Here is a 26036-nt window from a genome sequence, read left to right as displayed (position 1 = left end):
CTAACAGGCTAGAAGGCTAGATAGCCTGCTTTATAGTTCTATCGACGGAACGCGAAACCTGCGATGACATCTTATCAACCCAATTTATTAGTTCCACCGGAAGTTTTGTCCGTTAAAGGGTTAACGGACTATATTCAGACACTGCTAGAAGATGATTCATATTTAGTTCAAGTTTGGGTCGAAGGCGAGGTCTCCAGTGCAGCCCGGCATCGCAGTGGCTTCTTCTTTACCCTCCAAGATCAGCAAGAAGCTGCCTCTATTCACTGTGTGATTTGGAATAGCTACTGTGACCAGCTCGTCATCGAACCAGAGGTAGGTGAGCAGATTCTGGCGTTAGGCCGTATTCGCGTGTACCCTCAACGGGGCCAGTATCAGCTGATGGCCTGGCAATTATTTCCCGCCGGGGAAGGATTACGCTCCCTGCGCTACCAGCAGCTCCGAGAACGCTTAACCCGTGAAGGTCTATTCGACCCTCTCCAAAAGCAAGCCCTCCCGACCTACCCCCAAACGGTTGGGGTGGTCACATCTCATCAAGCTGCGGCTTGGGGCGATATTAAACGCACTCTGAAGGCTCAGCATCCTGGGTTAAAGGTGCTGTTCTCTCCCACCAAAGTGCAGGGTAAACAAGCGCCAGAAGCGATCGTGCTGGCCATTGAACGGGTGATTAAAGACGGCAGAGCCGAGGTCTTGATTGTGGCCCGAGGCGGAGGCGCAACCGAAGACTTAGCTTGTTTCAATGATGAGCGGGTGGTGCGGGCCATTGCAGAATGCCCCATTCCAGTCATTTCTGGCATTGGTCATCAACGAGATGAGACCCTAGCTGATCTGGTGGCCGATGTATGTGCCCATACCCCGACAGCCGCCGCTGAGTGCATTCCCCGTCTAACAGACTGGCAAACAGACTATCGCAATTGTATTGCCCGACTCTACATTATTCTCACGCGCCAGCTCGATGTTGCCCATGAGCATTTGCTGTATCAAAAAACGCGCCTACGGCGGCTGCAGATAGATCGTCAGTTTGAACGGGAACAGGTATTGCGATCGCGACTGCAAAACCACCTTCTCCACGCCATTAAACATCGATTAGGGCAGGCTCAGCAACATCAACAGCTTTTACAGCAACAGCTCACTTCTCTAGACCCCACCCAAGTGCTTAAACGGGGATATGCTCTCGTCCAAACCACCGACCAGCAAATTGTTCGAAGTACACAACAGTTACAAGTCGATCAAGAACTCAAGGTAGAGTTAGCAGAAGGCCACTTTACTGCTCGCGTCACGGCATTGCAGTCTTCACCCCAGGAAGCGGATGATGAAAGGTAACAGCGATACATCGACGGCTCCCAGCGGAGTTGAACTTCCCCAAGACTGGCGGTATGAAGAGACTATCCGCGAAGTCGAAACCATCATTACGGAAATTGAGACAGGGCAGTTAGATTTAGCTGATGTTTTTGAACGCTTTGCAGCCGCGATTACTTATCTGCGCCAATGTGAAGCCTTCTTAGCAGATCGACAAGGCCAAATGGAACTTCTGATCGAAGAACTGGGAGATGAGACCGAATTTTAAGCCATCCAGCAGCTCATAGCAGGCCCCTCTCCAAAGCCGTTCGCATGAGATTTTGATGAGAAGTTATGGCAATTGACAAGGAGTAGGGCACAATTGGAGGTCATAGATGATCTTGTAACGCCATGAATGACCCCATATCTCCCGATTCTGGAAAATTAAGTTTCAAGACCAAGTTAGCCTATGGTGCTGGAGATATGGGACCAGGGATTACGGCGACCCTCTTGGTATTTTCGCTACTCATTTTTCTCACCAACGTAGCTGGTCTCAGGCCAGGTCTAGCCGGTGCCGTTCTCTTGATCGGCAAAATTAGCGATGCTATCAACGATCCTATCATTGGTGTCTTAAGCGATCGGACTAAATCTCGCTGGGGTCGCCGTCATTCTTGGATGCTGTGGGGATCCATTCCCTTCGGGTTATTTTTTTCCCTCCAGTGGGTTGTTCCTCACTTTTCCGCCAATACCGAGATCAATCAATGGGCCTTATTTGCTTACTACACACTGATTGCAGTATTGTTTAACATCGCTTTCACAGCCGTGAATTTACCCTATACGGCCTTAACACCGGAATTAACCCAAGACTATAACGAGCGGACCAGTCTGAATAGTTTTCGATTTGCCTTCTCCATTAGTGGGAGTATTCTAGCTTTAGCGATTGGTGGTCTTAGCTCTAACTGGTTTGAAAATCCCAGTCAGCAATATTTAGCCATTGGCCTCGGATGCGCAGTTCTATCCGTCTTACCTCTTTATTGGTGCGTTTGGGGCACTGAAGAACGCTATACCTCAGAAGCAGCAGAACAGATTCCCATTCTGGAACAGGTAAAAATTGCTTTGTCCAACCGTCCATTTTTATTCGTCATTGGCATTTATCTCTGCTCCTGGCTAGCCTTTCAGCTGACGGCTGCCATCATTCCCTATTACGTCACCAGCTGGATGAAGCAGGATGCTTATTTTCAGGTTGCTCTTCTGGTCCAGGTCGTCGCCATCATTATGTTGTTTGTCTGGAGCAGTATTAGCGAAAGAATCGGCAAACGCATGGTGTATTTCATGGGAATGTCCCTCTGGATTATTGCCCAAAGTGGCCTATTCTTTCTCCAGCCCGGTCAAATTGTCGGCCTATATGTCCTGAGTATGATGGCTGGTGTTGGGGTCGCCACCGCCTATTTGATTCCATGGTCCATGCTGCCGGATGTGATTGAGTTAGATGAGCTGAAAACTGGTAAACGTCGAGAAGGTATTTTCTATGCCTTTATGGTGTTCCTCCAAAAGATGGGACTGGCTCTGGGCCTCTTTTTAGTCGGTCTGGCCTTAGAAAGTACAGGGTTTATCTCATCCACCCCCGGTGAAGCCCCACCGATCCAGCCGGATTCAGCCTTACTGGCGATTCGAATTGCCATTGGACCACTCCCCACCTTAATTCTCTTGGTTGGTCTACTGCTCGCTTATTTCTATCCCATTTCTCGGGAAGTCCATGCCGAAATCTTGTTGAAACTACGAGAGCGACGTTTGGGGCTAGAGAACACTACCCATCACGCCCCCCCTCAAATGGATGTACTAGATGAAGAGTAGTTCTTACTCTTAAGACAAAATTTGATCCAAACAACCGTATATATACGGAGATTACGGAAGGCCTCTGATTCCTGAAGCTAGACGCCGTTTTGAGCGCAATTTTTGACCCGCAGAATTCAGTAGTTTTACGATGCCAAGCCTAGGTAGGAACTGCGACATTAGACCCATGGCTATCTTAAGTGATTAAACCTCACTTGCACTCAGAGATAGTCTCACTTGCACTCAGGGATAGTTATTCTTCACTGGGGATAACTATCCTTCCCTAATTTTGCTTCAAATCCATCAGCCCCAATGACAACCTGCACTTTCGAGGAGGCTTCCGTGCTCGATACCCAGACACCATCCTGCTCAACCATACGGAATCGCTACGTTGAACTCGCCCATGCAGCCCATCATGATCTCGGGTATCTTTGTCTAGGGTCAACCTATGACGAGTATTATTCCATCGTCTCTTTATATCCAGACATGGGAGAAACTCTAGATCGGGGCGTATTGGCAGAAGCGTTAATTCAAGGTGAGCCTCCTGAACGAGCCTGTGCCCTGATTGCTCAAAGTCCCTATGTGCAGTCCCAACTCCATACCCACAATCAGGCTTTTCATGTGGTGTCTGCCTACGGAATGCCTTTAATTAATACCTACTCCCAGGTTTATCGCGCCCAACAGCAGCAGGCCGCTTAACTCAAGGACGACAAATTAGCAGCAATTGATCCAGGGAGTCGCGTTACCATTACAGTAGTAATCTGAATGAGACACAGAGATGTTTTTGGACGAATTAACGCCCCTGTTTCAAGAATTTGTGAGTAAACCCGTTGCCTTTATGGGAGGGTTCGCTTCAGGTCTTTTCCGTCTAGACCTCAATGACGATCCCGTCAAAAGTTGGTTGGATCAAAAGAGGAGACCTCACGATGATTCTGACCCTACCGATAACCCTCCTCAGTCTAATAGTGGAGGACCTCAGTCGATCACGATTGAGTAAGCACACCTGAATGTCACGGTCAGACCTGCGGATTGTTTCTCTAATCCCGAGTGGGACAGAAATCGTAGCGGCTTTGGGATGCGGTAGCCATTTAGTGGGCCGCTCCCATGAATGTGACTATCCAGAACAGGTGCGAACTCTACCGGTTTGCACGGCCGCCAATCTCAATGCCGAACAGCCCAGCCGAGACATCCATAATCAAGTCATGGAGCTGTTACAGTCGGCACTCGGCATTTATCGTTTAGATTTGGAGCAGCTCCAACAGCTTAAGCCAACCCATATTGTCACCCAAGCCCAATGTGAAGTCTGTGCGGTGAGTTTAGCAGAAGTCGAGCAGGCACTCACACAGATTACAGACCAAACCACCCAAGTGATTTCTCTCCAGCCCAGTCTGTTAGCCCATGTTTGGCAGGATATGGAACGAGTTGCCATTGCCCTTGGATGCGATAGCCAATCGATCCTTCAGCAGCTCCAGGCACGCATCAAAGCCTGTCAGCAGCGCCAAAACATTGAACATCGCCCCACCGTTGCCTGTATTGAATGGACCGACCCACTGATGATTGCAGGAAACTGGGTCCCTGAACTGGTGAATCTGGCTGGAGGCGATCCCTGTCTAGGAACAATTGGTCAACATTCGAGCTGGTTAACCTGGGAACAACTGCTTGCGGCCAATCCAGACATGATCGTTTGTATGCCCTGTGGCTTTAATCTAGAGCAAACAGCCCAGGCGACTCAAGAGCTGGCCCAACAGCCCCAATGGCAGCAGCTACAAGCCGTACAAAACCAGCAAGTATATCTTACAGATGGCAATCAATATTTCAATCGCCCCGGCCCTCGACTCGTGGATTCCATGGAACTTTTAGCGGAGATATTTCATCCCCATATCTTTCCTCCCCGTTATGCTGGGCATGGATGGCTAAAGTTTCACTAAAAACATGATTGGGCAAACGTTAGATGGGCGCTATCGCATCGTACAGTCTCTGGGGGTAGGGGGATTTGGGCAAACCTATATTGCTGAGGATACAAGACGCCCCGGCAATCCCTCTTGTGTCGTTAAATTGCTACAGCCTGCCAGCAGCGACCCAGAGTTTTTAGAAGTGGCTCGCCGCCTATTTCGCAGTGAAGCTGAAACCTTAGAACAGTTGGGCCATCACCATCAAGTTCCCCGACTACTCGCCTTTTTTGAGCAAGATCAAGACTTTTTCCTAGTCCAAGAATTGATTGAGGGAGCCCCGCTCACGGATGAGCTGATCCTAGGGGAAAAATGGCCCGAATCACAGGTCAAATCCCTGCTGTCCGAAGTTCTAGAAGTCTTGGACTTTATCCACAGCCAAGGGGTGATTCATCGCGATATCAAACCCGAAAATATTATCCGTCGTCGAGCCGATCAGAAGCTGGTCTTGGTCGATTTTGGGTCTGTCAAACAGGTCCGTAACCAAGGCTTAGTCACCAATCCACAAACCAATATCACCGTGGTTGTGGGCACTCCCGGATATATGGCCAGTGAGCAAAGTCAAGGAAAACCCCGTGCCAACAGCGACCTGTATTCTCTAGGGATTATCGGTATTCAAGCCCTGACCGGTAGGCCTCCCTCTCGATTTCAAGAAGATGTCGATGGTGAGCTAATTTGGCGAGATCAGGCGGTGGTGAGTGATGCATTAGCCCAGGTCCTCACTCAAATGGTGCGACCCTATTTTAAGTTGCGCTATCAAACCGCTGCTGATGCGTTACAAGCCCTCCATCAGACTACTGATCAAACAGCCGCACAGCTCACGCCTAAGCCCTTCAAGCCTCCCCTAGAGTCAGCAACATCGGCCCTAGAGCCCACCCAAGTGGTTGCCTCACCGACGCCTGCCCGTCCACCACAGCGCCCATCCCCACCTGTCGCGAAATCGTCTGGCTGTGCCCCCTGGGTGTTCGGCTTTGGCGCTATGGCCTTAGTCATGGGTCTAGGCATGGTCGGCCTCACCTACTGGGGGGTGACGGATGAGCTATTCCCGTTTCTTCAACCCCAAGTTGCCAATGTCGATAATGGTGCGACGCTCTTAGAGCAGGCCCAACAAGAAGCCCGACAGTCTGGAGATTTAGATGCAGCCATTGCGATCGCAAACCAGATTCCCAGCAACAGCGACAGCGCCGAAGCAGCCCAAACCCAAATCCAGAACTGGCAAACGGCATGGCAACAACAACAAGACCTATTCAATCGCGCCAAAACGGCCTTTGATGCCCAACGATGGTACGTTGCCCGAGACTTGGCGTTTAAGTTGCCCCAAAATCCTTATTGGGATAGGCGAGCAGATCCCATTTACTTCGCTGCTAAGCGTAAAATCACTGACTTAGAGCGCCCTACACCCACTCCGACCCCAACCCCAACTCCCACGGAACCCCCTGAACCAATATTAGAGCCAAGTCCCAGCCCCGAACCCACACAACCCGAAGAACCCACTCTCAGCCCTAGCCCCGAACCATCGCCGATACAATCTCCCGTTGTAATTCCTGTGCCACTACCAACCCCTACCTCTCCTAGTTCTGCACCTAACGAAGATCCTCCATAAAAGCTAGCAGTTTGGGACACAGCCCGATCCATTCACCCAGAATCGTCGCGTTGCCCAGGCAAATCCTGTTCTTTTCAAAACCGGAACAAGAACAAGCTGGTCACGAGCTTGGGCTCACCTCGCCATCTATGACAAATGAGTTCAGCCTAATGCTGAATCTACATTGCAGTCATCAGACTACGTTCCACTTGAGGTTTCCAGGCAACATTGAGCATTTGCTGATACTGCCGTAGCTCAGTGACGGTACTGGGTCGCAATTCAACTTCGCCATGTCCAACTCCGCCTTTTCTCAGCTCTTGAGAATGGGTCACAGACTTGAGTTTGCGAATCGATTGGTTGTCAATAATCTGATCTAGATCAATATTGCTCCGGGGAATACGACAAAAATCCAAAATATTGGCCAGCATCTGATGGGGGTACTGAAATAAGTGTTCGTATTCCACCAACAAGATGTCTTTATAATGACGCGTCTGTTGAATATGCTTGGCCCAGCCGTCTACGGCATTCAGGCAAAACTCATCAATAGAAAGATCTACCACCCAAGGAAATTGCTGTAAGAGGCTCGGAGAATTGGAAACGAAGTGATGCCAAGAGACCAACGTATCCACAGGGTTCCGAAATAAATAGACCGTTTTATGTTTTCGTGCATCTCTATGCTCATGGCTTTTAACAATGCGGTGGCAGACCTCATCATAACGGTGCAAACAGGGTGGTTTGATACTTTGCGTATAAATCGACGGGACCACTGTTTCAAAAGGAATATCAGATTGAATGGAAGATGGGTATTGTTGAGCTTCCAAAATCGAGTTAGCTAGCAATCGTCTCAGCCATGTATTGCCAGATCTGGGATAAGACAAAAGAACAATATCTTTCGCTTCTCTATAGGTTCTATTCTCTCTCAGCAAATCATGATCTGGCTGAAGCGCATAGATATGAGAAGGATGAAAACGTCGATCAATTTTATTCAGTATACGTGTTATTTTCATAGCACTTACAACGAGAAAATTGTATTTACTGGCTGTTTAAGCAAGATTATTCTTTTCAATGCTCATTGAAATTCTGGACACAAAACCATTGCTATCCTGAATAGAGAAAGAACAAAGGAATTAGCTCAAGCCTAATTTACACATGGGTTAAACCTGATTTAAGATGTGATTATAAATAATCCATACAGACCAATATCTGGAGCAAAATAGAATCAACAGATAGATGGAAATTATATTTTTAATATAGTAAGACAAGGGGCTGAAATAATTTGTAGTTATAATCACTGTTTATTTGTATCAATTAATACAAATAAAATCATTTAATCAACTTGATAAAAATCGCTTTTTATATTCAAACTTATTTGGATAATTGATTAAATTGGCTCAACCCATCTACTTTAATAGGCTTCCTCTAATGGGATAAATTCAAGTCTCGTTTTTCTATTGCAGTAGAAATAAATTTAGCGTCTTATTATGTCCGTATAGGACTCGAAATCAATATCATGAGTGCATGACATTCCCATCACCCGCCAGAACCATAGCCCTGGGTATATAAATACTGGAACCACTTGCGATCGCACATGGATATTCCGTTCTAAAAGATCAGCCCAGTGATGCGATCGCAAGGGATCTAGACAGTCACAGGCCATACCTGTGCCACTACCTCAGGTCTTCCTGATGAGATGCTCTATCCCTGTGATTGCTTATCCTAGCTGCAATACTATCTTGCTCAGTACGCGTTGAATGGCCTAGTGGGTTAACGCATACGACAACACCATTCTCCGAGCATCAGGATAACGATCTATCGCAACATTCACCTGGAATTCAGAAAATATAGCTGAGATGTCTGCATCCGAGAAGAAATGCTTGATGACGGTATAGGTGGCATCATCCTTCAAATACCGTGATTGTAAATGATTGCCTTCAGCATCGTACTGGCCTGTCCAAGATTGAGTACCCGGAAGCTGATCGCAAAACACCACTTGGCCATGCACATGCTGATGCAAGCCACACAAAAAATCTCGCATTCTTGACATCGGCACATGAGCCAACCAATCTACCGCGAGGACAGCCTCAAAATCACAAGGGAGATTGGCGAGTTGATAAGCATCAGCCTGCTGATACTGAACTTTGTCAGGGGGAAGTTGCTTAAGGGCCGCCTGATCCAAAGTACTTGGGTTGTAATCCGTGGCTAAAACAGAGTGGGTACAATCATAAATCTGTTCCGTCCAGAAACCAGGGCCACAGGCTATCTCTAGCACTCGTTTGCCCGCCACCAACTGCCTGAGGCGCTCAATGACATCGGCTAATTGAGCCACCACTTCAGGCTGGTCATAGCCCATAGAGACATCATACTCAGCAGCACGATGGTGATAATACGTCTGCATCTCTTGAATCAGTTTAGATGCATTAGACATCGGATCACCCTCCACTCAGCCAGAAGCCTCTTGCGATGGAAAGTTAAGCAGCCGTCCTTAGCGATCGACGGATCCCATAATCACGTCAATACTACCCAGAATCGCCACAATATCAGCAACCTTCATGCCTTTGAGCAACTGGGGCAAGACCTGCAAATTGTTGAAATCAGGGGCGCGAATCTTCCATCGCCAAGGGAAGACATTCTCATCACCAATCAGATAAATGCCAAGTTCACCTTTACCCGTTTCGACTCTGGCATAGAGTTCACCCTCTGGAATTTTGAAGGTGGGGGCAAGCTTCTTACCCAAGAACTGATATTCAAAAGAGTTCCACTCTGATTTGCGGCCTTCCATCATCCGCTTGGCTTCCAAGTTTTCGTAGGGGCCGCCGGGTAGATGCTCTAGGGCTTGCTTAATAATTTTGACGGATTCTCGCATTTCGCGAATCCGCAGATAATAGCGGGCTAGACAATCTCCTTTGGTTTCCCACTGGACTTCCCAATCAAAGTCGTCATAGCATTCGTAATGATCAACCCGACGAAGATCCCACTTAACACCTGATCCTCGCAGCATCGGGCCAGACAAACCCCAATTAATCGCATCTTCGCGGCTAATGGTACCCACACCATCGAGACGTCGGATAAAAATGGGGTTGTTCGTAATCAGACGCTCATACTCATCAACTTTGGGCAGAAAGTAATCACAAAAGTCTAGGCATTTGGAGACCCAACCATAGGTGAGGTCAGCCGCAACGCCGCCCATACGGAAGTAGTTGTTATTGATGAAGCGCATGCCACTTACGGCTTCAAACAAGTCGTAAATCATTTCCCGTTCCCGGAAAATGTAAAAGAAGGGGGTTTGGGCTCCCACGTCTGCGAGGAAGGGACCCAGCCAAAGCAGGTGATTGGCAATCCGATTCAATTCCAGCATAATCACGCGGATGTAGCTGGCACGTTTGGGCACCTTGATATCGGCTAAGCGTTCGGGCGCATTGACCGTGATGGCTTCGTTAAACATGCCTGCCGCATAATCCCAGCGGCTGACATAGGGAACGAACATGATGTTGGAGCGACTCTCGGCAATTTTTTCCATGCCGCGGTGCAAATAGCCAATCACCGGTTCGCAATCGACGACATTCTCACCATCTAGGGTCACCATAAGTCTCAGAACCCCGTGCATGGAAGGGTGCTGAGGGCCCATGTTAATGACCATGGGTTCGGTGCGGGTTTCAATGGTTGGCATATTGCGTAACGGTTCCTTCTGAGAAAACGACTACAACCCAAAAATGGTGGAGCCTGCTGATTTGTAACCGACATCACTCACTAGAGGCAGTCTAGGAGAAGTATGTCCTTACCTATGGTACAGATCTCTAATCCAGGAATTCAAATATTTTTGTGAGAAAGGGCAACGATTCGGAAGTCAACCCGCTGGCCAATCAACTTTCACCCATGATTTTGGGCACTTTGAAATACTCATCTTCTTGGTCTGGAGCACAGGCCAGAATAGACTCTCGATCATCATAGGGAGTCAGATGATCAACACGGGTGACATTGCTAACGTCAATGGCTCGGGTGGTTGGCTCTACCTCCGCCACATCTAGCTCGCTCAATTGCTCAAAATAGTCGAGTATATCCCCCAACTGAGTAGTGAACTGTTCTGATTCAGCATCCGTGAGGGATAGGCGGGCCAGATGGGCAACTTTATCGACTTCTGCACGCTCCAGCATGAAGGCATCTCCTATGTAATGCTAGCTGTGACTTCTATAGAGTGTCCCACAGCGATTGGCAGTTAACTCACTTAATCTTAGCGCGACGCAAATATAGACTACATCAATCACTTCGTCGATATACAGCCTAGATCTGCAGTATTTACGAGATCACTTACGGTCTTAAGCCTTCAGAGAGCCACACCTCACACATTATGGTTATTTTTAGCAATAAATAGGGAACTAATTTGTTATTTCAAAAACTTGAAAAGCATCAAACCAATAGTGTTATCTCTTATACAATTTTAAATTTTTATCCTGATAACTAAGGTTGAGATGGATACCCCTCAGCCGTTGTCAGTTGATTTATTTTAGTCCTGCAAATTAAATTATTTTTATATGTTCGAATAGAAAACCAAAATGTCTACCCTAAGGGTAAGACAGGCTCTTATCAACTAATTTCTGAGTATCGCAATTGTAGACTGATCACTTCTAAAATCAGTCGGTTATTCCCTATGGTCATCTATCGGTTTTTCTAGTCAGAATTACCGAGTTCTTCACTTATTAGTGTCAAAGTTATACGCAAGTTGGACCAAAAGTCTGGCTTACAAAGACGCGATCGCAAACATGGACTTGTCATACTCATGAAACTAGCCCGATCGTTGCCTGTTTTTGTCTATTCCGGGGGGAATCAATTCATGCACATCCGTCAGGAGCTTCAGGCTCCCCGTTCGGCTATCCATAGGAGGTGGGCTTGGGCTCTACCATTAGCTCTGGGCCTCAGCTTAGTCGCAGCACCCAGCTTATCCCAAACCCTACATACTCCATCTTTAGGCACTAGTGCCTCAACTCTACCTGCTCAATCTAGCACCATCGCTCAGATGGAGACTGAGGTTTTACAGCGGATCAATCAAAAACGTCAACGTCAGGGTTTACCGGCCTTACAACTCAATCCCAGATTGTCCTTAGTGGCCCGTTCCCATAGCCAGCAAATGGCTCAATATAACTTTTACAGCCATATTGATCCCCAGGGTCGCAACCATCGCCGTCGAGTCGAGGCGTTAGGATTGCGGGCATATCTCATTGGTGAAAATCTGATGAAATGTATTCGATCTTCAGATCCTGTCGGTTTATCTGTCGAAAGCTGGATGAGAAGTCCCGGCCATCGTAAAAATATTTTGCTACCGGAAATGCAGGAGACGGGCGTAGGAATTTGGCGTAAGGGTCAAACTTACTATGTCACGCAAATCTATATGGAGCCCAAATAGAGCCGAGCGGTCACTCTTTTTATACCTATTTATTCGGCGATATCCTACCTATTATTTGATAGGTTGAAGAAGATGTTTTGCGATCGCACCTGTGTCTCTCCAAGCTCTCATTTTCGATGTGGACGGCACCTTGGCAGACACAGAGCGAGATGGTCACCGCGTCGCCTTTAACCAAGCCTTCACAGAGGCGGGTTTAGGGTGGCATTGGTCCATGGAGCAATATGGGCAGCTTCTCAAAGTGGCAGGGGGCAAAGAGCGGATTCGCCATTACATCCAACAATATTGTGCCGAGTGGCAGCCCCCCCAAGACTTACAGGGCTTTATTGCCGATCTGCATGCAGCCAAAAATCAGCACTATCAAGCCTTGCTCAGCCAGAGTACAATTCCGCTGCGGCCTGGGGTTGAACGGTTGCTGCGGGACGCGAGAGCAGAGGGGATACGGCTTGCGATCGCAACCACTAGCGACCTCCCCAATGTCATCACTCTCCTAGAACAGACCTTGGGCAAAGATAGCCTGAGCTGGTTCGAGACCATTGCCGCAGGAGATATGGTATCAGCCAAAAAGCCTGCTCCCGACATTTACAACTATGCACTCAACCAGCTCGCCTTAGAGCCAGCTGATTGTCTAGTGTTTGAAGATTCCCAAGTCGGTTGTCAGGCCGCCTGTGCTTCTGGATGCCGTCCCATTATTACCGTCAACGACTATACCCAAAATCAAGACTTTGCTGGGGCATTACTCGTGATTAATCATCTCGGCAATCCAGATCAACCCTTCACGCCTCTGGCTGGTGACAGCGGAGGGGCTAAATATTTAACCATTTCTGGCTTGACCACTCTATGGAACAAATCGGTCAGCTAGCCATCACTTGATTTAGGGCCATTAATGGCTCAGGCTTGCCGATGCCATAGCCTTGGGCATAGTCGACGCCAATAATGCGCAATTGTTCTAAAATCTGCTCATTCTCAACAAATTCAGCAATCGTCTTCATGCCCCGCTTATGGGCAAGCTCATTAATCAGATAGATAATTTCTCGATCGCTTTCTACGACAGCAATATTCTTGATCAAACTGCCATCGATCTTGAGGTAGTCCACCGGTAGGCTCTTCAAATAGCTTAAGGACGACACGCCACTGCCAAAATCATCCAGGGCAAACTTCACCCCGATGTCTTTTAAGGATTCAATAAACCGCAATGCTTGATCGAGCTGAGCAATGGTGGCTGTTTCTGTAATTTCGATGCAAATATTACTGGGAGGGACACTGGATTGGGTAATGAGTGCAATCACCTTGGCGGTAGCCCGATCGTCATTAATGCTAGCGCCTGAAAGATTGATCGAAACCATCTCATCCTCTAAGCCGCATTGATAATACTGGTCGAGGGTGTTTTCTAACACCCAGTGATCAATCAGGGCAATCACCCCATAGCGTTCTGCAGCAGGGATAAATAATCCAGGGCCAATAATATTGTTTTTGCCATCTCTCAAGCGCAGCAGAATTTCATAATGGCGATGCAAAGAGGTCGGTTGGCGAATACTCTGAATAGGCTGCTTAACCAAGAATAAGCGCTCTTCCTCAATTGCTTGGGGAATATCCGCAATATGCGCCATTTGCAGTTGGAAGTGGTCTAGCTCGCGATCGTTTTGATTAGCAACATAAACTCGCCCGCGCCCTGAATCCTTGGCCTTGTAACAGGCTAAATCGGCACGACTTAACAGTTCCTCGGCTGAATAGCTCGCATCAGCAAAGGCGACAATCCCCACACTGACCCCTACTCTAAATTGACTATCTCGCCATTGAAAGCGGAAATTCTGTACTTGGGTCACCAACTTCTCGCAGAAGGCTTGCGCTTCCTCCAAGGTGCAATCTTGCATCAATAATCCAAATTCATCTCCACCCAATCGTCCCAGGACATCATCTGGTCGCAGCTTTTGTTTGAGGAGGTGTGCCAAGTCTGTGAGTAATTGATCACCGACGATGTGCCCTGCGGTATCGTTCACCAACTTGAATTGGTCCAGATCCAAGTAACACAATACATACTGAGTGTCGTCTTCTTTCGCAAGATTGACCGATTCCTGTAATCGGCTATCAAACTCAGACCGATTCAGTAGGTTGGTTAAACTGTCATAGGCTGCTTGATACGCAATCTTTTTGGTTAAAAAATACTCTTCTGTAATATCCCGCTGAATACCGCGATACCCTTGAAACAGTTGAGCATCATCCACAATGGGCTTGCCATTGAGCTTAAAGATTCGCATCTCTTGGTTGTCTTCTTTGGCAAAGAAGATAAAGTCGCGAATCGGACGACGCCAGTGCAGAATCGTTTCTAGACGCTTGGTATTAAATTCAAAAATCTCTTCATCGGCAAACACGTCTGTTAACGGCGAACCAATGATCTGAGAGGATATGGCTGATGGTTGATGGCCTTGAAGATCAGAAACGTAGGATAAATTTAGATTTTCATCCAGTTCCCAAAAGATATTGGCACCCACTTCGGCTAGATCTCGATAGCGTCTTTCATTCTCCCGTAGTGTTTTCTCGACCTGTGCCCTTCTTCGCAAGACCTCCATGAGCAAGGCAATAATCACCAAAGCACTGGAGAAAACCCCTGTCAGCATCCAGACAACACTTTGATGTTGTTCATAAAATGAAGGTTGGCGATATCGAATCGTACTGCCAGCCGGTAAACGCTGAGGCTTGATCTGAAAGCGTTCTAGTTCTCTCGCATCAAATACCCATAAATTTTTTGATTCTGAGATCGGCTCTAAGTTATCTGGATTGGTTCCATCTAAAATTTGATCCACCAATTGTACGGCCTGGTCTGCATGGGCTCCTCCGTCCAAGACCTTGCCACCAATCGCTCCTGCTCCCACGCGCATAGACGTTTCTGTGAAAATGGGATTAGGCACTTTAGACTTTAAAATTTGCGTATCGGCCTCAAAGTTAATCAACTCTCCATCTTTTTTATTGAGACGGAGTTGCCCCAGGGGCACCACGGGCCAGGAAGGGGGATAAGCCGATAACCTTTGGGGTAATTCTTGAGGGGTAACATCGCTAATAATTTGGATCGCCTTAGGGATATTGGGGAGTTTTTTCAGAGCATCAATGCGTTTGACGTTGGCTTGTCCCGTTTCAGTGGAATCATTAATGATAATTAAGCCATCGGCACCTGTCAGCTGCTTGGCTGCCTGTACTGTTTCAGCGAGGCTATGTTTTTCAAATACGCCCGTCAATCCAGGAATCTTGTAGAGTTCGGGTTGCACATGATTAATCCCTAAAAACACCATCGGTATTTTGGGGAAATACTGATCTCGAGATTGTAGGATTAATTTGAGACCCGGATCATCCGACACCATTAAGGCATCTAGGGGTATATTTTGATATTTTTTTTGAATCAACGCTAGAAAGTTTTGAGAATGTTCTAGCGCTGGCAGACGTTTGCTATCTAGATATTCATGGAAAACTTTTGCATCTGGCCGATATTTTTGAAAAGACTGGTCAATCCCCTGTTTAACTTGATCCGTCCAAGATAGTTCTGGGTGATAAGAATGGATAACTAAAATATTCTCTTCTGCGATAGCATTCGGCATTGCCGCTAGAAAGCCACCAGAAAGGGATGGCACAATTGCGATCTTCCACAGCCAGCCATACTTTTTATAGTCCATATTGCTTTGCTGACCTGAATTAGAACGGTTGAAACTGGCTGCTGAGATCCTTAATATTCTCAGGATTAGATCAGTTTTTACCATCGATTGACACACATTATCAGCACAGGGAACACTTTTTATTTTAACGAATAAATTGGTATTTTCGTAAATGGTATAACATCCGCTCATCTGAGCTCAATCAATACTTAGAGCTAATTTCGATATTCATCTCAGTACATGGATGTTCGCAGATACTTAACCTTTAACGAGAAAACTTTTGCATTGAGTTTCAATTCACAAATACATTAAAAATTAATGAGATTTTTATTAGATATTACCTCCATAACCCCCCAGTATTCCCTACTTTATCAACCGATGAACAGTGCCAAATTTCAGATAAGAGTGATCATGCGGTCACTCTGAGTCAACCTTGAGCTAGATCCATCCCGCCCTCTAAAACTATTCCCGTAAAATGAAAAGTTCATATCTGTCTATCACTCAGACATCTGCAACGACCTATTAGGAGGAGGTTTACCCTAGCTTCTACCCGTTGTTGGAATCGGTTTGGACAATAAGTTCTTGCAATTCGTTATGTTTGTGCTAGTTTTTGTCCATAATTAGCTCGGAGTACATCACAACACCCAACAATGCCAAGAACTGCCAACGAATATGCGGTCCACCTGTTTATCGAAGGGGGCCACAAAGAAGAGGTTCGGTTTGCAACCATTCAAGAATTTCAGCAGTGGTACAGCAACGAGCTAGTTCCCAAGTCTGACTCCAAGGAATTCATTAACGTCCCCATCAAAAATATCCAGGGGGAGTATATGGTGATCCGGCCATCTAGTATTACGGCCATTCGTGTGGAACCTGTTTTCTTATCTAGCGTCGACCGTTATTAAGTTCTGATGGTTTGACTGCATGTTTTTTCTGACTCTGCCTTTGCTTTTGGGGTGTACCGCTGCCACCACGCCGCTCACGGCGGCAACACCCCCGGTGGACCCTCTACCCTTAAAGGTCGTCTCTACAGATCAACTGCCCAAGGGTCTAGCAAAGGACCAACAGTTATGGAACAAAGTAAATGGTCAGAAAGGTGACTATAAAGCGTTACTGACGGCCATTGATCATAGCTTGGAGTATTTAGGAACTGACAAAGCTCAGAAGGATTATCAAGACTACAAAGTTCCAGGGATTACCCGCGATCGCGTTTCCCGTAGCCTTCGTCGGTTTCGTCAGCTAGTGGTGCAGGCGAAGTCTCCACAGGCGCTGGAAACAGCAGTCAAAAAGGAGTTTCAGTTTTACCAATCCATCGGTAATGACCAAAAGGGTAATGTCGATTTTACGGGATATTATGAGGCGACCTATCCCGCGAGCCGCCAACCCACCACCGAGTTTCGCTATCCCCTATATCAGGCTCCAGCAGATTTAAAGGCATGGCCCAAGCCCCATCCCACCCGCGCCGAGTTAGAGGGGGCCGATGGTTTGCAAGCCTCTCAAGGTCCGTTAAAGGGATTGGAGTTGGTATGGCTACGCGATCGCATCCAGGCATTCCTCGTGCAAGTCCAAGGATCCGCCCGCCTCGGATTAACAGATGGAACAGAAATGACTGTCGGTTATGCTGGAAAAACCGCTCATCCCTACACCAGTATCGGTAAAGCTTTAATTGCCGATGGCAAATTCACTCTAGAGGAATTGAGTCTTCCCGTCGTCCTCCAGTACTTCGAAGAGAATCCTCAAGATTTAGATCTCTATATCCCCAAAAACAAAAGCTTTGTTTTCTTCCAGGAAACCTTTGGCTCACCTCCCATGGGCAATCTCAATGTCCCCGTCACCGATGAGCGGTCCATTGCTACGGATAAATCGCTGATGCCCCCTGGCGCGCTAGCGCTGATTCAAACCAACTTGCCCTACTACAATGCCAGCCAGACGTTGGAATTCAAAGATGTCAGCCGATTTGTGCTGGATCACGATACAGGCAGCGCCATCAAGGGTCCAGGCCGGGTAGATATTTTTATGGGCACTGGGGCAAAAGCAAAAGAACGGGCAGGAGTCATGACGGGATCCGGGCAGCTCTATTATTTACTACTCAAAGACAACTGATACCATTAGCCCCAGGACATAGGGGTTGGCATTGTCAACCAAGTGAAGGCCACTGCCAATCCCAACCACAGCAAAAAACAATTGCGGGTCAGGCGAATCGCCACCTCGATATGCTTCTCAGTAATCCGTTGCAGGGGATTGCCCAGCAGGGGCTTCAACTTAGCCACACCCCGGTACCAATTTTGTCCCCCCAACTGCACACCCAAAATGGCAGCATAGGCACATTCACTCCAACCTGAGTTAGGGCTAGGGTCCTTACGAGCATCTCGCCAACCAATCACCCAGACAGACTTGAGTTTTCCCGATAACAACCCCACCGTCAGCACCATCAATCGGCAAGGAAACCAGGTCAAAACATCATCGAGGCGCGCACTAAACCAACCCAGATCAGTGTAGGGAGCCGTGCGATACCCAATCATAGAATCTAATGTACTAACTGCCTTGTAGAACAACGCCACAGGCACAGGCCCCACTCCAGGAATGGCAAGACCGACTAGAGCATAAAACAAAGGAGCCATCACACCATCCGTGGCATTCTCAGCAACAGTCTCCAGTAAAGCCCTTAAGATATCTTGCTCTGCCAAGGTATCTGTGTCTCTCCCGACATAGCGACGCAGCCGCGATCTCGCCACGGTCAAATCCGCTCTCTCTAACGGTTTGAGAACATCAACTGCTGCATCATGTAAACTACGTCCCGCAAAACAACTGGCGAGCAAAACAACTTCTAATCCCAAACTAACCGGCCAAGCCCATCGATCTAACCCATAAAACAGCAGCCAGCTGCCCAAGCTCACACTACAGACCAGGGCAATCGTCAGATGTATACCCGCTATCCGCAGTTGCCACGGTTCATTCCACCACCGCAATGCTCCCTTGGTATAGCGCTGGACGATCCATCCCATCATTTGCACAGGATGAGGACACCACCAGGGATCTCCAATGGCAAAATCAAGCACTGCTGCACTGATCAGCACCATGATGGCTAACGGCTGGTCAAAAGCTACTCCAGTATCAGAGCTGATCACCGGCTACAAAGCACACACAAATATTGAGATAAATCGATGAATGATGGGAGCAAAAATCATCTTCAACTTGGCTTGAGGACTGACTGTCTTAAGGGATAAGCAGTCGGTATGGAATATAGGGGCATAGTCTAGACTACCTGATCCTACCCCTTTGATGGAGACCAAATCCTATTACTGGGCCAGTGATCAGACTTGTTCAGTTCACTCTGCATATAGAGAAACCAGGGGCTAAGCATAGCTCCTGGTTTCTCTATTATGAAATTTCCAATCCTTCACATCGGCTATAGGGAAAACTTAGGCTGAATGGAAGGAATAATAGGCGCAGACGCAAACAACTGAGTGGAGCGATTGGAGTTTCGATCAAAATCACGCTGGAACAATTCTTGGCGCAAATACACGGTTCGGGGTGTGAGGGGAGGTAAATCACCTGCATCATTAAACCGCTGTTCAAAATCCCAATTTCTGACGGGTGGCGTATAAATATTACACGTACCAGAGTTAAAACTTCCGCAGAAGCTGGAATTTACACGACGTGGTTCATTGAGGCTAACCAGCGAACCTAGATAGTTCAGACTAATGCCTGACCAATTTTCGTGGAAACGTGGAAAGTTGTTGACACCGCCGCTATCGCTATTGGCAACAAAATCGGTGCCACCCGCTTGATAGGTAGGCCCATTTTCAGTACCAGTAATTTCAGATCCAGATAGAAAGGCTGCATTAATCGTCGTTGTAGAAGCTCGACGACGATTATCAAAATAATTGATTTTTCCGCTAGAGGAAGCATTAGGAATATTATCGCTGCCATACGCCCGCTGATCAGAATCATCCAATTGTGCGCTATTGGATAAAACATTGATGGTGTCAGCCATAAAGGCTGCCGGTCGCCACGTATCGAGCGCCGGGTCAGCATTAGTATGCAAGTTATAATCTCCTCGCACATAAATAGCTTCATCGGAAATGATGGTTAAGCCTTCAATAGTAGGTGCACCAGAAACTGCTGCAGTGGTATTTAGCGAGGCACCATTATAGAGACGCACACCATAAGTACTGCCCACCGGAGAAGTACTGCCCGTTAAATTGAGCGTTTTTTCAATCCAATCATTAGCAGTCGAAGAATCACCATCATCATCAACTAGTGGATCTGTATCATCAACCGTGAAGAACCAGACTAATCCCCCTTCAGTACGATCATCAAGCTGAGTAGTCCCCATCAGTTGCTGGTCATGGACACAGTCAAGCAGTGCCTGCACATCTACGTTAAGCATACGGATATAATTACCCGCATTTCCATCAGTACCGTTATGCTTTTCGCGATAGTTATAGAAGGTATCAGAAGTAGAAACAACTGCTTTACGAACAGATTCACCTGATGTTGCAACAGGATTAGACTGATACCCATGTCCTAAGCGCCTTCTGATGAACAACCGCTTATTACCACCATTAGAGATAGAAGTTACTACATTACTATCAATATCATTACCAATTGTGATAAAGTCACCCGTCGTAAAGTCATTGAGAGATGTACTATTATCAGTCTTTACTCGGGTATCATTGACTTCGTAACTGGGATTACCCGAACCATTTTCATTTCTTAACGTTGTGCTAGCAACCGGACAATCATTTAGAAGACGTTCAGATAAAGTGTCATTAGAAGTACCATCTTGGTTCCGAATTTCAATCACATAACCATTGCCGTTTCTATCAGTCGGATTACCATTAGCATCGACCTCTAATACAATCCTAAGATCCGATGCATCCCAATAGGCACTTCCTGGAGTCGGGTCATAAACTTCAGGTTGTGGTACCTCTAAAACTGGCACTTGAGTATCAATTGCAGTCCCCCACGTACTGATATTAGAAGGAGTGGTAGTGCTATCTAAATACTCAGTAATGCCACTACCACAAAGCAAATCTTGGGGATTACCATCCTGTCTGCGAATCGTTACATTACCCGCACATTGCTGCCCCCCTACATTCGCTTTATCTCCTCTATAAAGCTTTCCTGCAGTAGTGACATCACCATTGATTGTTAATCGAAAGGAATTACTAGCCGAATTCAGATATAGATCAGCATTACTATGAACCCGTCCATTAATAGTCATATCCGGTGGGATGGTGAAATCCGCATCATTTTCATAGAACACTGCAAACTGGAATAAAGGAATAACTCGACTCTTGAAAGTCATGCCTAATACTGCAGAGGGCAGATCGTCACGCTGAGCAACCGACCATAAGTTATACCGATATTCTTGAGCACTGAGCCCTGCAAATCGTTCTCCTGGTGGCACAACAATGGAGATGGGATCAGTCACACCATCACCATCTAAATCATCAGGGACACCATCCAGGTTGTCATCTTGCCCAACCTCTTCAATGAAAGTAAATACATCTTGACCTTGGAATGAAAAATCGCGGCAGTCAAAATCGCCAGTGCCAACACTGCTGCCAGCGGCACAATCATCCCAAATCTCACCATCATTATCGCTGTCTGTGGGAGAAGTTCCGGTAGGACGCTGAAATCCTCGGAACTGGGTTTGAATCTGTGCAGCACGTAAATTCAGCCCAGCTTCTGCAGCATAAAAGCCATTACTACTTCTAGCAGAAGCATTGGTGCTCGCTGTATCCACTTTGCTTACTACTGCAGCACTAATGAGCAGGGTAGATAAAATCAACAGCATCGCCACAGTGACGACTAAGCTATACCCTCCCTCATTTTTCCGAGTCTGCTGAAGACGAACCAACAGTTGAAATAAGGAATGTTGAAAGCGGCTGGAATTGTACTTCATAACTGTAATAAGTCTCTAAAAAGTAAGGCAAAGAATCTAGAATAGGAAGGCAAAGGGGCAACAAATACTTAATCTTGGGACCGAGCGTTACGGGGATAGAATCTGGAAGCAATCTGACGCTGATCGGCATCTAATTCAGTTAAGTCAGACTCAGATGGATCGACAGACTGCAAATCTACCTGTAAGAATTGCAAGGTTTGCCACGGAGTCGTCTGCTGATACACTCCTGGATCGCCACTGACTGAAGGGTTAGAGTTAAAGGAGTCTTGGGGATTGGGATTAGTCGTCAATTGGGCTTGCACCTGGAAATCTGCAACCTGGTTAACGATTGATACGAAATTACCTCGATTAACACTCAGCTGTAACACATTGTTATTCAGACGATAATGTCGCTGCTCAAGGAGATAGATAATGGGTCTATTGGCCAATTGATAGGTGTTAGCAAAAGTAGCGCTGTCTCCTAAATAAATCCGATTTAAAGTTGGATTAGGCGACGCATCAGGCTCCTCAAACATATAACTAAAAAATTCACCCTCTTGGTTTACTGGGTCATAGATGTAAGCTGTTACACATTCGTCATCGCAAGTATTCGCGGCTAGTGCCGCATTCCGCGCACATCCAGCAACATCGTCTTGTTCACAGCGCTCTCTTCTAGCCAGGGTGAGTGGGTCGTTCAAATCATCATTATTACCATCTGAATAGATGGGGCAGTCACCCGCACCTGGTCTCACTGCAACGGTGATGGTTGTTGTCGCGCCAGCGTTCACATCTTCACAAACAGTCAATGTGTCAGAGATCAGTTTGCGCTGCAGAATAATTTCATCTGGCGCTCCTGAAGCACCATCAATCACAGTCACCACAGGCAAATTAATGTCTGTCTCTAAAAAGTCTCCTGTGTTTTTAATATCAGCACCGATGAGATCCAAACCCACACGTAAGGTTTGATTAGACTCTGCACGCACCTGATCGGAGACAAAGCGCCTACGTTGGTCGCTAATCAGCCCAAGAGAAGAAACCAGAACAACGGTAGCAATTAAAGTGGTGACTAATAGTTCAACCAGCGTAAAACCCTTATTGGAGGTTGGTGAAAACAGTTTCAGCTTGGTAAATTTCGTTGCCATTGTGGAATACCTGAAGTGTGATGTGCCGTGAGTCTGGGTTAGTGCAGAATGCAGGATTCTGGCAGTAAGTAACGATAGGGGTGTAAGTCTTACCCAAGTAAGAAACATCCGTCAGAGTGAATGTGCCAGTAGCATCTAGAGTGGTTGGATCCACCTGACGCAAGCCATCTAGCACTTGCTGGGCGACAGCAATCCCTCCAGTTCGTCTTTCGTTATTAATCGTAGAAATTGTGTAGTTCAAAAAAACAGGCACAATCGATGCTGCAGCGACAAAAAAGATTAGCAACGAAACCAGTGCTTCTACCAGAGTTAATCCTTTGTTGTCCGTACGTGATGTCCGCAACATTCTGAACCAAAATGGATTTAGGGAGTGAGGTCTATGAGCTTTCATAAATTTCTCGATCTACGATACATTTCGCATGTCTAAAGAGTTACCGTTAATTGATAGCAGTAAGATCCACCGTGCCACCTCGAAAAATAGTCATGGTTCGTTGGTCACTATTCCCCGTATCTTCCATTGTTAAAACCAGGGTTTTATCCGCTATTCCGCGAGTGTTAAAACAGATATCCCAGGTTGTAGGGGTCGCAGCCACTCCATCCTCAGTAACGGTAGTCAGTTGTGCTGGTGTATCTAGACTTAAATCTTCATAGACCAATTGCCCATCTCTTTCGACTTGGTCACTAATAATGGTCCAGTTGGCATTATTCGCCTCGGTGCATCTATTCGCTCGCTCCATCACAAATTCTGTATTTGAGATCGGGCGAATCCGAACTGCAGACGTCGAAGCCATTGCCTGCGCTCTTGCCCACTTCATACTCGCGGCAATGCGGTCGGATGAATCTCTAAGCGGATTGTTACCAAAAGTGATAGCTGGCACGGCAAAAGCAGCTAAAAATGCCGTAAGTGCAATCACAACTATGACTTCAATAAGCGAGAATCCTTCATCAGAATCCATTTGCTGCTGATATTTAATTAAGCGGTTGTAAAGTACCAAAGACAACTTGTACTGACCCATGAGATAAACTCTATTCTTAATTCCTAGGATGGACTCAACGTGAACAAAACTGATCACGGTCTATAAGGGACGATGAATAATGTTTTGTATGTCAAGAAAATCGCCATGCAAAAACACATCAAGATCTCACTAATCAGTAGCTCTTGATTAACTCCTATGCTGGCCTCAGCAGCTCCCACGCACCAATGCCAGAACTAAGTCCGGTAGATATTGCCTTACGAGTTTGCAATCCCTGACAATAACTGTATATAAAATCTTCCTTAGTCACCTCAGTGATATCTCGGAAATCTTATAAGTCATACATTTCAGACACTGAAATATACAATTTTTAAATATAATTCCTCGGCAAAATAATGATCTTAGAGGAAATATAGGCAAGATAAAAAACCAGATAAAATTAAGACTAATTTTTTATTGGCAAGTGAAATCAAGTGACAATAAAAATCTTGAGCTCTATTTCATTACAAAGCTTTTTTAAATGATTAGTCCGTTTGAGATGACAAGAATGAATCTAACTCAATGCGGAAGTACAAAAGTCTGCCGGATCAGTTAGGTAAAGAACCGAGCACAACCTCTATGATCTAAGCATATAGAGCTGTACAAATTATTTTTCTTGAAAGTCTAGTCTAAGAATCGAAATCACCAACTTGGGTGATCTAGATCACACAGCAGCGTTTTTATTTATTCACAGACAAAATGCTTGATGATTCTGAAACGAGGGACAGTAAAGGTCTAGTTTTATGAAATTATTGCCCAACAGAATAGAAGCGAACTGCTAGAATGGCTATACCTAAAATCGTTGATTGTCGTGGGGAAAAATACTTAATTTTTATTGGGATATTCGGTATAGTTTGTATAACATTCTACAAAATCTGTATTGGATAGAATGCCTTACCTCTAGGTTTGCATAGACTCTCAGCCATGAAAGACTGGATTTTATACTCTCTGAAATGTCGCAAAAGCCAAGCAGGCTTTGCGCTGCCTGTCGCCATTGGCATGGGGCTGATTATCCTTTTGGTAGGGCTGACGATGCTATTGCGATCGCAAGATAGTCAGGTAAGTGCGATCGCACAAAAAGATACCGCCAAAAGCCTCAACGCCGCAGAAACCGGGGTAAATGAAATCCGAGCTTTAATGAATCAGCATCGTGCAATCGCTAACTATCCAGCCTGTACAACAGATCTGAACACACCCCCCACTAGAAATGCTGATGGTACTTGTTCAGATAGCGGCAACTCTACTGAGAGCTGGGCGTTACCTAACAATATTCCTAATATCTTGGCAGAATGTGGGATTAATCGCACAGCTGAGATCGTGAGCTTAGCGAACAGAGAATGGCAAAATATTAATCCTAGTGAACCTAGTCAAGGCCAATATAGATTGTTAACCTATGATGATCAAAACTCCACACTTCGAGTTCAAGGTCGGGTTAACGAAGACCAACCCAGTGAATCAATTTCTGAATTAGAAGTAGATTTTTCAGTAGAAGAGTTCCCCCTTGCAGGTCTGTGGGTTGCCAATGACGCTACTGTTGGGTCTATAAACACAGACATTGTGGGATCTTGTAGTAGCTCTATCACTGCACTACCTCAAAATAACCACTTTACAAAGAACCTGAGTATATTAATTCCTGGCATACCGTCTCTTCCTACTCTCCCCGCTCCTTCTTTACCTTTAAGAGATCCAACAAATAACACCATCCAGTTGGATAGCAGTATATCTGAATATTTTAATCCCATCGGCCTAGAAACTCCCAATAATAGTGCAACCAATTTCATCGATGTTAATGCCAATCAGAATGTTGAAATTTGGGTAGACGGGAATATTGATCTACAAAATACTGTAATTCGTTGCGGAGGTTCTCCAGAAAATTGCCAAGAATTTCAAGTAAAAATATATGGCCAAGGTAGCGGCAATATCCTCTTAAATAAAGGCACCGTTTTATGTAATGTCTTTATTCACGCACCATCCCATAATGTCAATAATACTTCTAACTTTGAAAGCAATCCTGGGGGTGGTTTGCCGACTACCCCAAATATATGTGGCACAAATGCTAGTGGCCGTGAAATTTTTAATACGAGCGTTTTTTGGGTGAATAGCTGGTCCAACAATGGGAACGTGCACACACCAGTTCTAGATAATGTACAAGAAATCAACCCAACAAGCTCGCGTAAATGGAGTAATGCACCCATAAACATACTGTATCCACCACAACTCAATCCAATTCAAGCATGGGGCACCAACGAGCGTTCTGTAAATTAGTGATAAATCGATCCAAATCGTTCATTTTTATCATCAACTTTTATGACA

At 46.2% G+C, this 26036-nt stretch carries 22 protein-coding genes; 12 read left to right on the top strand and 10 right to left on the bottom strand.

Features of this window, described 5'->3' with window-relative positions; all coding sequences use genetic code 11:
• Positions 1–63: 63 nt before the first annotated feature.
• The 7 genes from xseA to AM1_RS39840 all read left to right on the top strand — a co-directional run bounded on the left by xseA (position 64) and on the right by AM1_RS39840 (position 6660).
• On the top strand, positions 64–1320 hold the full coding sequence (gene xseA, locus AM1_RS15165) for an exodeoxyribonuclease VII large subunit (RefSeq protein WP_012163740.1): 1257 nt from the start codon (positions 64–66) through the stop codon (positions 1318–1320).
• Entirely contained in the window at positions 1310–1564 is a 255-nt protein-coding gene (gene xseB / locus AM1_RS15160) for an exodeoxyribonuclease VII small subunit (RefSeq protein WP_012163739.1), read from the top strand. Before xseA ends, xseB begins: the two co-directional genes overlap by 11 nt.
• A 122-nt stretch (positions 1565–1686) precedes the next feature.
• Complete coding sequence (locus tag AM1_RS15155) at positions 1687–3129, top strand: MFS transporter (protein WP_012163738.1); 1443 nt, start codon at positions 1687–1689, stop codon at positions 3127–3129.
• Between the two features lie 321 nt (positions 3130–3450).
• Positions 3451–3807, top strand: coding sequence for a hypothetical protein (locus AM1_RS41040; RefSeq protein ID WP_012163737.1), 357 nt, complete (start codon positions 3451–3453; stop codon positions 3805–3807).
• Positions 3808–3886: 79 nt separating this feature from the next.
• Positions 3887–4105, top strand: a complete 219-nt coding sequence (locus AM1_RS15145; RefSeq protein ID WP_012163736.1) for a hypothetical protein — start codon at positions 3887–3889, stop codon at positions 4103–4105.
• 10 nt (positions 4106–4115) lie between these two features.
• On the top strand, positions 4116–5036 hold the full coding sequence (locus tag AM1_RS15140; RefSeq protein WP_012163735.1) for a cobalamin-binding protein: 921 nt from the start codon (positions 4116–4118) through the stop codon (positions 5034–5036).
• Positions 5037–5040: 4 nt separating this feature from the next.
• A complete protein-coding gene (locus AM1_RS39840; protein ID WP_012163734.1) occupies positions 5041–6660 on the top strand; it encodes a protein kinase domain-containing protein in 1620 nt (539 codons plus the stop codon).
• Between the two features lie 158 nt (positions 6661–6818).
• Here AM1_RS39840 and AM1_RS15130 read toward each other — a convergent pair whose 3' ends face one another.
• The 4 genes from AM1_RS15130 to gatC all read right to left on the bottom strand — a co-directional run bounded on the left by AM1_RS15130 (position 6819) and on the right by gatC (position 10790).
• Complete coding sequence (locus AM1_RS15130; RefSeq protein WP_012163733.1) at positions 6819–7646, bottom strand: sulfotransferase domain-containing protein; 828 nt, start codon at positions 7644–7646, stop codon at positions 6819–6821.
• A 749-nt stretch (positions 7647–8395) separates the two neighbouring features.
• Complete coding sequence (locus AM1_RS15125) at positions 8396–9064, bottom strand: class I SAM-dependent methyltransferase (RefSeq protein ID WP_012163731.1); 669 nt, start codon at positions 9062–9064, stop codon at positions 8396–8398.
• A 57-nt stretch (positions 9065–9121) separates the two neighbouring features.
• Positions 9122–10306: an NAD(P)H-quinone oxidoreductase subunit H gene (locus AM1_RS15120; protein ID WP_010472570.1), complete on the bottom strand. Its 1185-nt coding sequence runs from the start codon at positions 10304–10306 to the stop codon at positions 9122–9124.
• A 193-nt stretch (positions 10307–10499) separates the two neighbouring features.
• Positions 10500–10790 carry an Asp-tRNA(Asn)/Glu-tRNA(Gln) amidotransferase subunit GatC gene (gene gatC, locus AM1_RS15115; RefSeq protein WP_012163730.1) on the bottom strand — a complete coding sequence of 97 codons (291 nt, stop codon included), beginning with the start codon at positions 10788–10790 and terminating at the stop codon, positions 10500–10502.
• Positions 10791–11413: 623 nt separating this feature from the next.
• On the opposite strand from gatC, the gene AM1_RS15110 reads away from it, so the two are divergent.
• Positions 11414–12037, top strand: a complete 624-nt coding sequence (locus AM1_RS15110; RefSeq protein ID WP_012163729.1) for a CAP domain-containing protein — start codon at positions 11414–11416, stop codon at positions 12035–12037.
• 91 nt (positions 12038–12128) lie between these two features.
• Entirely contained in the window at positions 12129–12896 is a 768-nt protein-coding gene (locus AM1_RS15105; protein ID WP_012163728.1) for an HAD family hydrolase, read from the top strand.
• Here AM1_RS15105 and AM1_RS15100 read toward each other — a convergent pair.
• Positions 12889–15699, bottom strand: coding sequence for an EAL domain-containing protein (locus AM1_RS15100; RefSeq protein WP_238548984.1), 2811 nt, complete (start codon positions 15697–15699; stop codon positions 12889–12891). The genes AM1_RS15105 and AM1_RS15100 overlap by 8 nt on opposite strands.
• A 629-nt stretch (positions 15700–16328) precedes the next feature.
• Here AM1_RS15100 and AM1_RS15095 point away from each other — a divergent pair.
• Positions 16329–16580 carry a hypothetical protein gene (locus AM1_RS15095; RefSeq protein WP_010471234.1) on the top strand — a complete coding sequence of 84 codons (252 nt, stop codon included), beginning with the start codon at positions 16329–16331 and terminating at the stop codon, positions 16578–16580.
• Between the two features lie 19 nt (positions 16581–16599).
• Complete coding sequence (gene mltA, locus AM1_RS15090) at positions 16600–17778, top strand: murein transglycosylase A (RefSeq protein WP_012163726.1); 1179 nt, start codon at positions 16600–16602, stop codon at positions 17776–17778.
• Between the two features lie 5 nt (positions 17779–17783).
• Here the strand turns inward: mltA and cbiB are convergent, their stop codons facing one another.
• The 5 genes from cbiB to AM1_RS15070 all read right to left on the bottom strand — a co-directional run bounded on the left by cbiB (position 17784) and on the right by AM1_RS15070 (position 23726).
• Positions 17784–18803: an adenosylcobinamide-phosphate synthase CbiB gene (cbiB, locus tag AM1_RS15085; RefSeq protein WP_012163725.1), complete on the bottom strand. Its 1020-nt coding sequence runs from the start codon at positions 18801–18803 to the stop codon at positions 17784–17786.
• Between the two features lie 281 nt (positions 18804–19084).
• Positions 19085–21589, bottom strand: a complete 2505-nt coding sequence (locus AM1_RS15080; protein WP_012163723.1) for a hypothetical protein — start codon at positions 21587–21589, stop codon at positions 19085–19087.
• A gap of 68 nt (positions 21590–21657) precedes the next feature.
• Positions 21658–22710, bottom strand: a complete 1053-nt coding sequence (locus AM1_RS15075) for a PilW family protein (protein ID WP_041659887.1) — start codon at positions 22708–22710, stop codon at positions 21658–21660.
• Positions 22661–23056: a type IV pilus modification PilV family protein gene (locus AM1_RS41035; RefSeq protein WP_187152886.1), complete on the bottom strand. Its 396-nt coding sequence runs from the start codon at positions 23054–23056 to the stop codon at positions 22661–22663. The genes AM1_RS15075 and AM1_RS41035 overlap by 50 nt, the downstream gene beginning before the upstream one ends.
• Before the next feature lie 91 nt (positions 23057–23147).
• Positions 23148–23726 (bottom strand): GspH/FimT family pseudopilin, encoded by a 579-nt coding sequence (locus tag AM1_RS15070; RefSeq protein WP_012163720.1) that lies wholly within the window; start codon positions 23724–23726, stop codon positions 23148–23150.
• A gap of 921 nt (positions 23727–24647) precedes the next feature.
• Between AM1_RS15070 and AM1_RS15065 the strand changes: the two genes are divergently transcribed.
• Positions 24648–25988, top strand: coding sequence for a hypothetical protein (locus AM1_RS15065; RefSeq protein WP_012163719.1), 1341 nt, complete (start codon positions 24648–24650; stop codon positions 25986–25988).
• Positions 25989–26036 lie beyond the last annotated feature (48 nt).

This window comes from Acaryochloris marina MBIC11017 (assembly GCF_000018105.1).
In the GTDB taxonomy this organism is placed as follows: Bacteria; Cyanobacteriota; Cyanobacteriia; order Thermosynechococcales; family Thermosynechococcaceae; genus Acaryochloris; species Acaryochloris marina.
Note: the sequence above shows the minus strand (reverse complement) of the source record. Positions and strands in the feature narration are given on the sequence as shown.

Coding starts and splice junctions, on each gene's coding strand:
- AM1_RS15130 (WP_012163733.1), bottom strand. CDS start 7,646: ATGAAAATAACACGTATACTGAATAAAATTGATCGACGTTTTCATCCT.
- AM1_RS15140 (WP_012163735.1), top strand. CDS start 4,116: ATGTCACGGTCAGACCTGCGGATTGTTTCTCTAATCCCGAGTGGGACA.
- AM1_RS15075 (WP_041659887.1), bottom strand. CDS start 22,710: ATGGCAACGAAATTTACCAAGCTGAAACTGTTTTCACCAACCTCCAAT.
- AM1_RS41035 (WP_187152886.1), bottom strand. CDS start 23,056: ATGTTGCGGACATCACGTACGGACAACAAAGGATTAACTCTGGTAGAA.
- AM1_RS15120 (WP_010472570.1), bottom strand. CDS start 10,306: ATGCCAACCATTGAAACCCGCACCGAACCCATGGTCATTAACATGGGC.
- AM1_RS15125 (WP_012163731.1), bottom strand. CDS start 9,064: ATGTCTAATGCATCTAAACTGATTCAAGAGATGCAGACGTATTATCAC.
- mltA (WP_012163726.1), top strand. CDS start 16,600: ATGTTTTTTCTGACTCTGCCTTTGCTTTTGGGGTGTACCGCTGCCACC.
- AM1_RS15155 (WP_012163738.1), top strand. CDS start 1,687: ATGAATGACCCCATATCTCCCGATTCTGGAAAATTAAGTTTCAAGACC.
- AM1_RS15080 (WP_012163723.1), bottom strand. CDS start 21,589: ATGAAGTACAATTCCAGCCGCTTTCAACATTCCTTATTTCAACTGTTG.
- AM1_RS15095 (WP_010471234.1), top strand. CDS start 16,329: ATGCCAAGAACTGCCAACGAATATGCGGTCCACCTGTTTATCGAAGGG.
- AM1_RS15145 (WP_012163736.1), top strand. CDS start 3,887: ATGTTTTTGGACGAATTAACGCCCCTGTTTCAAGAATTTGTGAGTAAA.
- AM1_RS39840 (WP_012163734.1), top strand. CDS start 5,041: ATGATTGGGCAAACGTTAGATGGGCGCTATCGCATCGTACAGTCTCTG.
- AM1_RS15110 (WP_012163729.1), top strand. CDS start 11,414: ATGAAACTAGCCCGATCGTTGCCTGTTTTTGTCTATTCCGGGGGGAAT.
- AM1_RS15070 (WP_012163720.1), bottom strand. CDS start 23,726: ATGGGTCAGTACAAGTTGTCTTTGGTACTTTACAACCGCTTAATTAAA.
- xseA (WP_012163740.1), top strand. CDS start 64: ATGACATCTTATCAACCCAATTTATTAGTTCCACCGGAAGTTTTGTCC.
- gatC (WP_012163730.1), bottom strand. CDS start 10,790: ATGCTGGAGCGTGCAGAAGTCGATAAAGTTGCCCATCTGGCCCGCCTA.
- AM1_RS15100 (WP_238548984.1), bottom strand. CDS start 15,699: ATGGACTATAAAAAGTATGGCTGGCTGTGGAAGATCGCAATTGTGCCA.
- AM1_RS15065 (WP_012163719.1), top strand. CDS start 24,648: ATGAAAGACTGGATTTTATACTCTCTGAAATGTCGCAAAAGCCAAGCA.
- xseB (WP_012163739.1), top strand. CDS start 1,310: ATGAAAGGTAACAGCGATACATCGACGGCTCCCAGCGGAGTTGAACTT.